This is a genomic window from Streptomyces sp. NPDC059452, from assembly GCF_042750035.1.
In the GTDB taxonomy this organism is placed as follows: domain Bacteria; phylum Actinomycetota; class Actinomycetes; order Streptomycetales; family Streptomycetaceae; genus Streptomyces.
The window spans coordinates 18,205-30,370 of record NZ_JBHYVE010000025.1 but is presented as its reverse complement, the minus strand read 5'-3'; the positions used below and the strand labels follow the sequence as shown (position 1 = coordinate 30,370).

At 72.4% G+C, this 12,166-nt stretch carries 11 protein-coding genes; 6 read left to right on the top strand and 5 right to left on the bottom strand.

The genetic code is table 11. The features are described from left to right. Positions 1–15: 15 nt before the first annotated feature. Entirely contained in the window at positions 16–1,116 is a 1,101-nt protein-coding gene (locus ACFW9Z_RS28055) for an HAD-IIIC family phosphatase (RefSeq protein ID WP_384645411.1), read from the top strand. A gap of 63 nt (positions 1,117–1,179) precedes the next feature. Here ACFW9Z_RS28055 and ACFW9Z_RS28050 read toward each other — a convergent pair whose 3' ends face one another. Beyond that, a complete protein-coding gene (locus tag ACFW9Z_RS28050) occupies positions 1,180–1,842 on the bottom strand; it encodes a class I SAM-dependent methyltransferase (RefSeq protein ID WP_384645363.1) in 663 nt (220 codons plus the stop codon). Positions 1,843–1,980: 138 nt separating this feature from the next. Further along, positions 1,981–3,834 carry a BTAD domain-containing putative transcriptional regulator gene (locus ACFW9Z_RS28045; RefSeq protein ID WP_384645362.1) on the bottom strand — a complete coding sequence of 618 codons (1,854 nt, stop codon included), beginning with the start codon at positions 3,832–3,834 and terminating at the stop codon, positions 1,981–1,983. A gap of 691 nt (positions 3,835–4,525) precedes the next feature. On the opposite strand from ACFW9Z_RS28045, the gene ACFW9Z_RS28040 reads away from it, so the two are divergent. The 5 genes from ACFW9Z_RS28040 (at position 4,526) to ACFW9Z_RS28020 (ending at position 9,201) form a co-directional block, all read left to right on the top strand. Next, on the top strand, positions 4,526–5,287 hold the full coding sequence (locus ACFW9Z_RS28040; protein WP_384645361.1) for a thioesterase II family protein: 762 nt from the start codon (positions 4,526–4,528) through the stop codon (positions 5,285–5,287). Positions 5,288–5,319: 32 nt separating this feature from the next. Continuing rightward, complete coding sequence (locus tag ACFW9Z_RS28035; RefSeq protein ID WP_384645360.1) at positions 5,320–5,673, top strand: helix-turn-helix transcriptional regulator; 354 nt, start codon at positions 5,320–5,322, stop codon at positions 5,671–5,673. A gap of 280 nt (positions 5,674–5,953) precedes the next feature. Beyond that, positions 5,954–6,916, top strand: coding sequence for an ACP S-malonyltransferase (locus ACFW9Z_RS28030; protein ID WP_384645359.1), 963 nt, complete (start codon positions 5,954–5,956; stop codon positions 6,914–6,916). Then, positions 6,913–7,992 (top strand): arylcarboxylate reductase, encoded by a 1,080-nt coding sequence (locus ACFW9Z_RS28025; protein WP_384645358.1) that lies wholly within the window; start codon positions 6,913–6,915, stop codon positions 7,990–7,992. Before ACFW9Z_RS28030 ends, ACFW9Z_RS28025 begins: the two co-directional genes overlap by 4 nt. A 147-nt stretch (positions 7,993–8,139) precedes the next feature. Next, entirely contained in the window at positions 8,140–9,201 is a 1,062-nt protein-coding gene (locus tag ACFW9Z_RS28020) for a lactonase family protein (RefSeq protein ID WP_384645357.1), read from the top strand. A gap of 111 nt (positions 9,202–9,312) precedes the next feature. Here the strand turns inward: ACFW9Z_RS28020 and ACFW9Z_RS28015 are convergent, their stop codons facing one another. From ACFW9Z_RS28015 to ACFW9Z_RS28005, 3 genes are all read right to left on the bottom strand, one after another. Then, complete coding sequence (locus ACFW9Z_RS28015; protein WP_384645356.1) at positions 9,313–10,236, bottom strand: sirohydrochlorin chelatase; 924 nt, start codon at positions 10,234–10,236, stop codon at positions 9,313–9,315. Positions 10,237–10,405: 169 nt separating this feature from the next. Further along, positions 10,406–11,482: an N-acetylglucosamine kinase gene (locus ACFW9Z_RS28010; protein WP_384645355.1), complete on the bottom strand. Its 1,077-nt coding sequence runs from the start codon at positions 11,480–11,482 to the stop codon at positions 10,406–10,408. Beyond that, entirely contained in the window at positions 11,479–12,156 is a 678-nt protein-coding gene (locus ACFW9Z_RS28005) for a uracil-DNA glycosylase (protein ID WP_384645354.1), read from the bottom strand. The genes ACFW9Z_RS28010 and ACFW9Z_RS28005 overlap by 4 nt, the downstream gene beginning before the upstream one ends. Between the last annotated feature and the right edge of the window lie 10 nt (positions 12,157–12,166).

Sequence of the window (12,166 nt, the reverse complement as noted above, 5' to 3'; positions counted from 1 at the left end):
ACGAGGAAGGACGACATGGCCGAGACCGTCAAGTGCCTGGTCTGGGACCTGGACGACACCCTCTGGCAGGGCACCCTCCTGGAGGACGGCGAGGTGCACCTGCCGGACGAGGTACGCAAGGTGGTGATCGAGCTCGACTCCCGTGGCATCCTCCAGTCCATCGCCAGCCGCAACGACCACGAGCACGCCTGGGCCCGGCTGGAGGCGTTCGGCGTGGCCGAGTACTTCGTCCTGCCGGAGATCGGGTGGGGCGCCAAGTCCGCGTCGGTGCGCCGGATCGCCGACCGGCTGAACTTCGCGCTCACGACCATCGCCTTCGTCGACGACCGGCCCGCCGAACGGGCCGAAGTGGCCTTCCACCTGCCCGACGTACGGTGCTATCCGGCCGAGCAGGTCCTCGCCCTCCTCGACCTCCCCGAGTTCACCCCCGCGACCAGCACCGTCGACTCCCGGCGGCGCCGCGAGATGTACCAGGCGGGCTTCCGCCGCGAGGCCGAGCGGGCGGCCGCCCCCGGCCCCGACGAGGAGTTCCTGCGCTCCCTGGACCTGCGGATGCGTATCGGCCGGGCCACCGGTGAGGAGCTGTCCCGGGTCGAGGAACTCACCCTGCGCACCAGCCAGATGAACGCGACCGGGGTCCACTACCCGGACACCGTGCTGCGAGGCCTGATCACCAACCCCCGGCACGAGGTCCTGGTGGTCACCCTCACCGACCGGTTCGGCCCGCACGGCGCGGTCGGCGTCCTGCTGCTGGAGCGGCACCCGGGCCTGTGGCACCTCAAGCTGCTCGCCACCTCCTGCCGGGTCGTCGCCTACGGTGCCGGGGCGACCCTGCTGAACTGGCTGGCCGACGCCGCCGCCCGGTCCGGAGTCCACCTGGTGGCGGACTTCCGGGCGACCGAACGCAACCGGATGATGGAGATCGCCTACCGGTTCGCGGGCTTCGAGGGCCTGGACGAAGCCCCGTGCCCGTGCGCCGCCATCCTCGTACCGGCTCCGGAGGACACCGGACTTGAGCGCCTGCACCTGGTCCCCGGCCCGCGCGTGGTGTCCACCGTCATGAGCGTGGACGCCCCCGACCTGAGCAGGTCGGAAGGGGACCCGGGAACGTCGTGACCGCGGCGGCGGCCAGTGCTCCCGGGCTCCGGCCCGCCGCCCTCAGCGCTTGCGTACGAGCCTTCAGCGCTTGCGTACGAGGGTGATCCCGTCGGCCATCACCAGCAGCGACAGCTCCACCCGGGGGTCCTCGTGCAGCAACCGGTTCAGAGCCCGGACCCCGGCGGTATCCGGGTCCACGGCCGCCGGGTCGGCGACCCGGCCGAAGAAGAGGGTGTTGTCGACCACGATCAGACCCCCGGCGCGCAGCAGCGCCAGCGACGACTCGTAGTAGCGGACGTAGTTGGCCTTGTCCGCGTCGATGAACACCAGGTCGAAGCTCTCCGGCCCGCGCTCCGCCAGCAGCGAGTCCAGGGTCGCGGCGGCATCGCCGATCCGCAGGTCGATCCGCGAGTCGACCCCGTCCCGCTTCCAGAAGTCGGCGCCGATGGCGGGCCACCGGTCGTCGATGTCGCAGGACACCAGCAGACCGTCGGCCGGGAGTGCGCGGGCCATGCACAGGGTGCTGTAGCCGGTGTAGGTACCGATCTCCAGCACCGCCCGCGCGCCCGTCAACCCGACCAGCAGGGCCAGCAGTTGGCCCTCCTCCGCCATCACCTGGAGGGCGGTCCCGCCCGGTAGGCCAGCGGTGGTCTCCCGCAGCTCCCTGAGGAGATCGTCGTCACGGAGGGAGACCTCCCGGACGTAGGCGAGCAGGTCGTGGGTGGCTGCTGTCTGGTCGGCCATGGCGCGGGGGTCCTCTCGAAGGAGATCGGGTCGAAGGAGGTCGGGTCGAAGGAGGTCAGGTCCGAATGGACGAGTGCAATCCGAATGGACGAGTGCAAGGGGGGCAGGGGAGGGAGGCCCGCTGGGCCACCGGGACGGTCACCCGGCGCGCATGTACGGCTGATCGCGCTGCTGTACGGAGACCTCCTGCGCCCGCTCGCGCGCGTACGCCCGCAGCAGCGCGTCCAGCCGGTAGAGGCCCCCCGCCGGCGCACCCAGCAGATTCGCCTCGACCAGGGAGTCCAGGGCCTCCTCGGCCTGCGCCTCGGAGCAGCCGAACATCACCGCGGCCTTGCTGCTGGAGACCGAACCCGCTCCGGCGGCCCCCAGCGCGGCGAACACCTCGGCAGGGTCGATTCCGGTCGGCGCCGTCCGCCGGAGCCCGGCGGCCTCGGCGTCGAGGCAGGGCCGGACACCGAAGTCGCCCGCGCACAGTTCGTCCAGCAGTCGCGGGGCCTCCGTGAGCCGCCGGGCCAGGTGCCCGATGCTCCAGTGCGGGCGCTCCAGCAGCCGGGTCCCCGCGATCCGGATCGCCAGCGGCAGGCCCGCGCAGAGCGTCACCACCGTACGGGCCGCCCGTGGTTCGCCACCGACCCTGGCCGGGCCGACGATGCTGCCCAGCAGCTCCAGCGACCCGGCCTCGTCCAACGGGCCGAGCAGAAGGGTGCGCGCCCCCTCCAGATCGGCCAGCCGCCGTCGGCTGGTCACCAGCAGCCTGCTGCCCCCGCTGCCCGGAATCAGCGGCCGTACCTGCGCGGTGCTGGAGGCGTTGTCGAGTACTACCAGCAGCCGGCGGCCCGCGGTGAGTGAGCGGTAGAGGCTCTCCCGCTCCGACTCCTCCCCGGGGATCTCGTCCCGGGGCACACCGAGGTCCGCCAGAAACCGCGGCAGCACCGCCCGGGCGGTCAGCGGCCGCTCCGCTCCGCCGAGATCCGCGTAGAGCTGGCCGTGGACCGAGGAACCGCGCATGGCGTGCGCCGCGTGCAGGGCCAGGGCGCTCTTGCCGACACCGCCCCGGCCGGTCACCACCGCCGTCGCCACCATGCCCGCGGGCATCGTGCCGGTCGTGAGGAAGCGCCGGAGCCGCGCCAGCGCGTCGGAGCGGGCCGACAGCGGCAGCGGCACCGAGGGAAGCTGCGCCGGATCGGGCCAGCAGGATCTTTCCCGGGCAGGGGTCGGCACCGGCGCGACGGCTGCCTCCGGGGCCGCCACGGGCTGCTCCAGCGCGTCAGGCTTGCGGGCCCGGTCGGCCCGGTCGGCCCGGTCGGCCCGGTCGTGGGCCGAGAGGATGTGCCGGTGGACCTCGCGCAGATCGGCGCTCGGCTCGGCCCCGAGCTGTTCGACGAGCAGCACCCGGGTGCGCCGGTAGAGGTCCAGGGCCTCCGACTGCCGTCCCGAGCGGAACAGCGCCAGCATCAGCTTGCCGACCAGGGCCTCCCGTAAGGGGTGCTTCCGCACCAGCCGCACCAGCTCCGGCACGATCTCGGCGTGCCGCAGCAGCGCCAGCTCCGCGTCGAACCGCAGCTCCATGGTCTGCAGGCGAAGCTCCTGGAGGTAGCGGCCCTCCACATCACGCAGCGTCCGCGACGGGATGTCCGCCAGTGGCTCCTCGCGCCACAGGGCGAGTGCCTCGGCCAGCTCGGCGGAGGAGCCCTCCAGGTCTCCGCGCTCGGCCAGCTCCGCCGCGCGCCTGCGGTGGGCGGTGAACTGCCCGAGATCGCTCTCGTGTTCGCCGAGTTCGAGGAGGTAGCCGGGCGCCCGGGTGAGGATGCGGGCGGAGGCGTGCTCGCCCAGCGACTGCCGCAGGCGCATCACGTAGGTGCGGACGGTCGCGGCGGCACTCGGCGGAGGGGCGCCGTCCCAGACGTACTCGGTGATCCGGTCGACCGAGATCACGCGGTTGGCGTTGAGGAGGAGCGCTGCCATGACCACGCGCTGCCTCGGCGCCGACACGTGTACCTCACGCGCGTTCAACCGGACGGAAAGCGGGCCCAGCAACAGGAAGTTCAAGGGGAGTCCTCTGCATCGCACGACCGGTGGGCAAGACTGCTTCCAGCGTCTTAGCTGACCAAGTAAGGGTCAACGCGCTCCTGTTGTATCTAGATGTATTCCTAGAGCGAGGTCCTTGCGCTCATGCCGGGTTTACGTTGCGCGGAACGAGCGCAGAGGCCAGGACCGGACCGCCCACCACATCCCGGCGGCCTCCGCCGGGGCCGGTGCCGTCCCCGCGTTCGCCGCCCCGGGTGGCCGGAAGCCGTACCCGTACAGGGGGAAAGCCGTAGCCGTACAGGGGGAACAGCGGGGCCACCGTCACGGGTCCGGCCGGACCGTTGCCGCAGAGCCGGAGCGAGTAAGTCCCACAGGATTGATCCGCACCGCAACGTTCTCGCCATTTACCGAAGAAACAGCCGGAATTGAACGCGGACGTGCGTGGCCGGATAACCTCAGATGCGTACTTGCTGACATTCCGAGGGGCATGGCAGGCTGTCATATGCGGTGCCCGTGACTCGCCGATCATCGTCGCTCGGCGCTCCCCGCATTAGCGCGTACTGGCCGGCCCACCGGTGTGGAGGATGTCCCACGTGATCACCGAGCACCGCTCGCCGGCCCGCGCGGATATTCGAGAAAGGAATGAAAGGTCGACATGACCTCGCTCTCTTTAGACAGCGACCTGTGGTGCCGTCGCTTCCATCCCTCGCCGACGGCCACGCGCCGACTGGTCTGCTTTCCGCACGCCGGCGGCTCGGCGAGTTTCTACTTCCCGGTATCCGCCGCACTGCGCGGACCGGTCGATGTCCTAGCCGTGCAGTACCCCGGCAGGCAGGACCGCCGGGAGGAGCCCGGCGTCCAGGACCTGCACCGCATGGCCGACGAAGTGTCCGAAGCGCTGCGCCGCTGGGACGACCTCCCCCTGACTCTCTTCGGACACAGCATGGGCGCGCTCGTCGCCTTCGAGGTGGCCCGGCGGATCGAGCGCGCGGGCGGCCGGATCGACCACCTCTTCGTCTCCGGCCGCAAGGGTCCGTCCACGGACCGGCCCGAGCTCTCCCACCCGATCGACGACGAGGGCATCGTGGCGGAGGTCAGGGCCATGAGCGGCACCGACGCCCGGCTCCTGGAGGACGAGGAACTGCTGCGGATGGTGCTGCCCGCGCTGCGCGGCGACTACCAGGCCCTGGGGGCCTACCGGGCCGACCGCGACGCCGCGGTCACCTGCCCGGTCACCGCCGTGGTGGGGGACCAGGACCCCTGGACACCGGTCCCCGAGGCCGCGCACTGGCGCGACCGCACGACGGCCGCGTTCGACCTCAAGGTCTTCCCCGGCGGGCACTTCTACCTCAGCAGCCGGGCGGACGAGGTGACCGGCCTGCTCCGTGACCACCTCGCCGGCACGCTGCGCACCTGAGACCACGGACGACAGAGAAGGGGGACCGGGAAGTGGCACCGTCAGCGACCTCCGAGAAGATCAAGCCCGCGCCGCGGCCGCCGAGTTCCGAGCCCGCCGGCGAGGCCCGTCCGGCGGGCGGGGACCCGTCCGGCTCCACGGGCGTCCGGCGGCTGACCGCCGTGGACGTCCGCATCCTGGAAGGTGTCGCGGTCGGCACCCCGACCGTCCGGCTGGCGGCATCGCTCTATCTGAGCCCGCAGGGCATCGAGTACCGCATCGGGCTGATGATGCGCCATTTCCAGGCCGCGAACCGGCCTGCTCTGGTTTCCCGGGCGCACTCTCTCGGTGTGCTGAGCGTCGGGGCATGGCCACCCCGCGTCCTCCCGGAATTCCTTGAGTCCTAGAAGAGGGCGGGGGCAGTGTTAACCGATCTCTCTCCGTGAGATCACTCCCGGAGGGAAGGCCGAAAAATCCCTCCCGAAGGCGGAAAATGCACTCCGCCCGTATGCTGCCGGAGATTTTCCCAGACCTGGATATCGTATCGATATCGCGCCATGAGACAGGTTATCGACCGTCCGGCCGAACGCCGGATTCTGCGGCATTGCGCTGTCGGGCACACCTCCGCTCTACTACGCCTGGGCTGCACTGCCGCCCCTCCTTTCACACCAATTCACAGGAGCTGTCATGAGTCTGGGGTACCTGTTCGGCGGTGGCGTCGGGACCGAGCCACGGGGCCTGGAGCTCCACCGGACCTACGAGGTCGTGCGGAGCTGGTACGAACAGGTCTCCGCGTGGACCGGGCTGACGGTCGGACAGATCCTGGAGGAAGACCTCCCGACCGCCCAGGAGGAGCGCCAGAGCGTCGGCACCGTCCGCGAAGCCGCCCTCGCCATCGGCGTACACGACGTACTCGCCTCGTTCAACCTGCGCCCCGCGGCCATCGGCGGCCTCAGCCTCGGCGCGATGACCGCCAGCTGTCTCGCCGGATCGCTGGGGCGACGGGAACTGTTCGAGATGCTGGCAGGCTCCCGCGGCGCCCCGGAACCGCCCGCCGGAGACCCGCGGCAGGGGATAGCCATCGCCTTCGGCTCCCTCGCCGACGGCGCCCCCTCCCACCCGGGCGAGAACGTCCCCGGCATCCACCTGGCAGGCGACTTCGGCCCCACGGCCGACGGCACCCGGCGCATCGTGATGCTCGCGGGCCATGCCGAAGCACTCGGCGCGCTCGCCGCCGAGGTCCCACCGGGAACGGTCGTGCCGCTCCCCGGACGCACCATCGCCGTCCACACCCCGCTGCGCCGGCCCTACCGCGACTTCATGGCCCCGCGCATCGAGGCGATCCCCTTCACCGACCCCGAGATCCCCCTGCTGTCCTGCCTGGAGCCCAAGGTCCTGCGCACCGCGGCCGACGTCAGGGACCTCTTCCAGCGCAACTCCACGGACCCGATCAGCCTGGTCGACGTCTACGACGGGATGAAGGAGCAGGGCGTACGGCTCGGGCTGGTGATGGGCCCCTCGATCCCCGAGGGCATCCTCGCGTTCCCCTTCCCGGTGGTGCACATCGAGCGGCCCGAGCACATCGAGCAGGCCCTGACCACCGCCTACGACCTCGGCATCGACCTCTCCGGCGCCCCGGCCCTGTCGTGACCGCCGCCACCCGCACCGCCCCGGACGACCGGATCGCGCGATGGCTGGACACCGACCTCGACGAGTGGACCCGCACCGTGGTCCGACGGCACTTCGACCCGGTGTCCGGAAGCCCCTACTGGCTCGGGCAGGCCCCCCGGCTGGGCTTCGACCCCCGCGACATCACCCGCTACGACCAGCTCGGAGCCTTCGGCCCGTTCCCGCTCGACCGGCTGCGTGAGGAGGACCCCGGAGACCTCGTCCCGCTGTCGGTGCCCAGGCCGCTGGCCGGACGGGTCTGGGACAGCGGAGGTACCACCGGCACCCCCTGCCGGGCGTTCTACACCCCTGACATGCTGCTGCACCGGGCGCTCTGGCGTCGCTGGTCCTTCGTACGGGAAGGATTCGCACCGGGCCGCACCTGGCTCCAGGCCACCCCCACCGGACCGCACCTGATCGGGAACGGCGTCCGGGAGGTGTCCGAACTCCACGCCGGGCAGGTGTACGCCGTGGACATGGACCCCCGGTGGGTCAAGCGCCTCATCCGGACGGGACGCCTGGCCGAGGTCGACGACTACACCACCCACCTGCTGGAGCAGATCACCGATGTCCTCAGACAGGGCCGGGTCCACTACCTCAACACCACCCCGGCCCTCTTCCAGGCCCTCTGCCGGCACCGGCCCGAACTGGTCGCGGCCCTGGACGGCGTACGCCTGAGCGGCACCCAGATGAGCGCCGACATGTACCGGACCTTCACCACCGCCCTCCAGGGCGGGATCTGCGGACTGACCTACGGCAACACCTTCGGCAACGCGGCCTGTCTGGACATCGAACAGGACGGCGAACTGATCAGCTACGTCCCGAACTATCCGCAGGTCACCATGGCGGTGGTCGACAAGGGCGACCTCTCGACCCCGGTCGCCCCCGGCACGGTCGGCCGGGTACGGCTCACCGTCCTCCACGAGGACCTCTTCCTCCCCAACATCCTGGAACGCGACCAGGCCCTCCGCCATCCGACCGACCACTGGCCCACCGACGGCGTCGCCAACATCCGCCCCCTCCAGACCACCAACTCCTCCCCCGAGGGCCTCTACTGAACCGCCGCCCCCGGCCTGCCGACCCCAACCCCGTACGACTGCCCCGCGCACCCTGTACGACCGTCCTGCGGATTGGTCCAGACCTGAAGCGGGCCGCCTGCTACCGTCGCTCCGAAGATCAGGGCGACGGCGAAGTGGGGTAGTGCGATGGGCGGCGGCAACAGCACCGGGCGGGCATTCATGGGGTCGTTCACCTCGGCGGGCGGCCTGGGCGTCACCGTCGCGGAGGTGGACCGGAGCACCGGGGCGCTGACCGTGCTCGGGTCCTCCGACGCCGTGCCGGACCCGTCGTTCCTCGCGCTCGGACCGGGCGGAGAGGTCCTGTACGCGGTCGGTGAGAGCGCCCCGGGGGTGGCGGCCGCCTTCGACGTCAGCGGCGCCGTACCGGCCCTCCTGGGCCCCGTACGGCCGGTCGGCGCCGACGGCCCCACCCACCTCGCGCTCGCCGCGGACCACCTGGTCACCGCCAACTACGGCTCCGGCAGCGTCACCGTCCTGCCCGTGCTCGCCGACGGGTCGCTCGGCGAGGCCGCCTCGGTCCTCCGGCACGAGGGCAGCGGCCCCGACAGCGAACGCCAGGAGGGCCCGCACGCCCACCAGGTGCTGGCCGACCCCTCCGGCCGCTGGGTGGTCGGCGTGGACCTCGGTACGGACTCGGTGCGGGTGAGCGCCCTGGACCCCGCCACCGGCGCCCTGAAGCCGCACAGCGAGGCCGCCCTGCGCCCGGGCACCGGACCGCGCCACCTGGCCTTCCACCCCTCGGGCCGCTACGCCTACGTCCTGAACGAGCTGGTCCCGGCCCTCACCGTGTGCCGCTGGGACGCGGCGGCGGGCCGGATCGAGCCGCTGGGGGAGGTGCCGGTGCTGCCCGAGCCCTCGTCCTCCGCCGACAGCTCCGTACGGTCCTACCCGTCCGAGGTGGTCGTCGCCCACGACGGGCGCTTCCTGTGGACCGCCAACCGGGGCCACGACAGCATCTCGGTCCTGACCCTCGACGAGACCGGCGAGAAGGCCGCCCTGGTGGCCACCGTCGGCTGCGGCGGCCGCTGGCCCCGCGACCTCACCCTCGACCCGAGCGGCCAGTGGCTGTACGCGGCCAACGAGCGCTCCGGGAACGTCAGCTGGTTCGCCGTGGACGCCGAGACGGGCGTCCCGCGGCACGCGGGCTCGGTGGAGGTCCCGGCGGCCTCCTGCGTCGTCCTCGGCTGACCACCCGTACCGCGTCTGACGCACGGAAGCCGCGGCCCGGACCGGATGAATCACCACCCGGTCCGTACCGCGGCTTCCGTACATCCGCTCTCGTACGTCCGCTTGCGCGGGTCAGTGCGCCTGGGCGCCCTGCGGGGTCGCGGGCGTGATGCCCAGGGCCGTGGCGTACAGGGAGAGCACGAGCTTGCCGATCGCCGGGTAGGCGCCCAGCGGCTCGGCGGTCGCGCAGCCCGCCTCCTTGGCGGCGGCGTCCAGCAGACCGGGGTCCACCTCCGGGCCCACCAGGTACGGCGCCAGCGCGAGCTGCACCGAACCGGAGCCCTGGAGCTGCTCCGCGATCGAGGCGATGGAACCCTCCACGTCCAGCGCGGCGGCCATCACCGGCACGGCGAGCCGGGCGGCCAGCAGCATGCCGGTGATCCCGGCGGCCCGTACGGCCTCCTCGCCGCCCACCGTGGCCAGCACGATGCCGTCGGCGGCGGTGGCGACGGTGAACAGCCTGGCCCGGTCGGCGCGCGCGAGACCGGCCTCCGAGAGCCGTACGTGCAGCGCCTCGGCGAGCAGCGGGTGCGGACCGAGCACGTCGGTCAGCTCGACCTGCGTGCCGCTGTCCATCACGGCCTGCCGTATCCGCCGGATCAGCGTGCTGTCGGGACCCGCGAGCAGCGGGACCACGACGGCGGCCGGACCGGTGGGCTCGGCGACCTCACGGCCGACGGCGACGGCCTGCTCGTAGCGCGCGACGCGCTCGGCGGCGGAGTGGGCGAGAACGGTCGAAAGGGCGGGGTACTCGGCGTCGTCACCGTCGAGGTAGCCGATCCGCGCGTTGAGGCCGGGCAGCTCGGAACGGGCGATGCTGATCACTTCTTCGGCCAGGCTGCGCGTGGCCGGGGAAGGGGTGCCGGGAACGGCGAGAACGAGCGCGGCAGCGCCCTCAGGTGCGACCACCGGCTCCGGGCGGCGGTGCCGTCCGGACTGGCGAGGTCGCGGCATTCGTACAGGCAGGCCGGAAGCGGGCCCAGTGGGGGTGCTCATGGCGCCGCATGCTACTGGTTTTGGGTCCTCCTCCGTTCGGGGAGGGCCCGGTCGAGCGTTAACTATCCGCTTATGTCCGATGAGTGGCCTACCGGTGAAGTGTCCGTGTCTGTCGCCCCGTCCACCAGCCCTTCCGGCGGTACGGTGGCAGGCTCCGGCCCCTGACCCGCTACCCCGCCCCCGTGCCTGAGGAGGGCTCGTCCCCGGCATCCACGAACAGCATCGTCGGGTGGTGCGGGAGCCGCAGCCCGTCCACGGCCAGAGCGCGCGCGATCCGTAGTGCGCCGGTCAGCGGATCGCCCGTACCGGTGGTCACCCGGGCCTGCGGAACCAGCCCGGCCAGCTCCTCGCGCAGGGGGCCGAGCAGCGGCTCACCCATCCGGAACAGCCCACCGGTCAGGGCCACTTCGCAGCCTTCGCCGTCCTCCGCCCCGGCCGCCGGACAGACGGCGGCCGCCGCCTCGGCGATATGGACGGCCGCCTCCCGGAGAATGCCCGCCGCGACCTCGTCCGCGCCGGCGCACGCCGCCACCTCCGGGGCGAACGAGGCGAGGACGGCCGGGCGGTCGGAGCGCGGGTAGAGCAGCCCCGGCAGCCCCTCGGCGGGACCGAACACCGCATGGAGCCGGGCCAGCAGGGCGGGGGAGCCGCCGCGCCTCCCGTCATGGGCGCGCATCGCCGCTTCGAGCCCCGCGCGGCCGATCCACGCGCCGCCGCCGCTGTCACCCAGAAGATGACCCCAGCCGTCGGCCCGGTGCCACTCCGTGAGGTCCGTGCCGAGGGCGATCATGCCCGTGCCGCCCGCGACGACCGCCCCGGGCCGCTGTCCCACCGCCCCCGCGTACGCCGTCACCGCGTCGGCGGCCAGCGCCAGCCGGCGGACGCCCAGCGCCTCGGCGAGCGCACCGGGCAGCTCCGCCCGCAACCGCTCACCGAGCGTGGCCATTCCGGCGGCCCCGATCGCCAACGCGGCCACCACCGCAGGGGCGTTGTCCGTGCCGTCGGTATCGTGCGAGGCCGCCCGGCCCAGCAACTCCGCCGCCGCGGGCAGAAGTTGCTCCAGCAGATGGGCCGCGTCGATGCCTCCGGGCCCCGTCCGCACCGGTTCGGCACAGACGGTCGTGAACAGCGGCCCGTCCACAGCCACCCGGCCCAGCGCCACCCGCAGCCCCGACCCGCCGGAGTCGACCCCGAGGACATACCCGTCCGGGGTGACCGAGGAGGACCCCGGCGGGCCGGCCGTCACGGCAGGCGCCAGTCCACCGGCTGCGCCCCTTGGCGCTCCAGCAGTTCGTTGACGCGGCTGAACGGCCGTGAGCCGAAGAACCCGCGGTCGGCGGACATGGGCGAGGGGTGCGAGGACTCGATGGCCGGGAAGTTGCCCAGCTGCGGGCGGAGGTTGCGGGCGTCGCGCCCCCACAGGACCGACACCAGCGGGGTGCCCCGGGCCACCAGCGCCTTGATCGCCTGCTCGGTCACCTCTTCCCAGCCCTTGCCCCGGTGCGCGGCGGGCCGCCGGGGCGCGGTGGTCAGCGCCCGGTTGAGCAGGAGCACCCCCTGCCGGGTCCATGGGGTGAGATCGCCGTTGGACGGCCGGGGGAGGCCCAGGTCCGCGTTCAGTTCCCGGAAGATGTTCTCCAGACTGCCCGGCAGCGGCCGGACATCGGGGGCCACGGCGAAGCTCAGTCCGATCGCGTGCCCGGGGGTGGGATACGGGTCCTGCCCGACGACGAGGACCCGCACCTCCTCGAACGGCTGCTGGAACGCCCGTAGTACATGAGCCCCTGAGGGCAGGTACGTACGGCCCGCGGCGATCTCCGCGCGGAGGAAGTCGCCCATAGCGGCGATGCGTTCGGCCACGGGTTCGAGGGCATCGGCCCACCCCGGCTCAATGATTTCTTTCAACGGTCGTGCTGCCACGCGCCGCACT

Coding starts and splice junctions, on each gene's coding strand:
- ACFW9Z_RS28040 (WP_384645361.1), top strand. CDS start 4,526: ATGACCTCGCTCTCTTTAGACAGCGACCTGTGGTGCCGTCGCTTCCAT.
- ACFW9Z_RS28055 (WP_384645411.1), top strand. CDS start 16: ATGGCCGAGACCGTCAAGTGCCTGGTCTGGGACCTGGACGACACCCTC.
- ACFW9Z_RS28015 (WP_384645356.1), bottom strand. CDS start 10,236: ATGAGCACCCCCACTGGGCCCGCTTCCGGCCTGCCTGTACGAATGCCG.
- ACFW9Z_RS28030 (WP_384645359.1), top strand. CDS start 5,954: ATGAGTCTGGGGTACCTGTTCGGCGGTGGCGTCGGGACCGAGCCACGG.
- ACFW9Z_RS28050 (WP_384645363.1), bottom strand. CDS start 1,842: ATGGCCGACCAGACAGCAGCCACCCACGACCTGCTCGCCTACGTCCGG.
- ACFW9Z_RS28020 (WP_384645357.1), top strand. CDS start 8,140: ATGGGCGGCGGCAACAGCACCGGGCGGGCATTCATGGGGTCGTTCACC.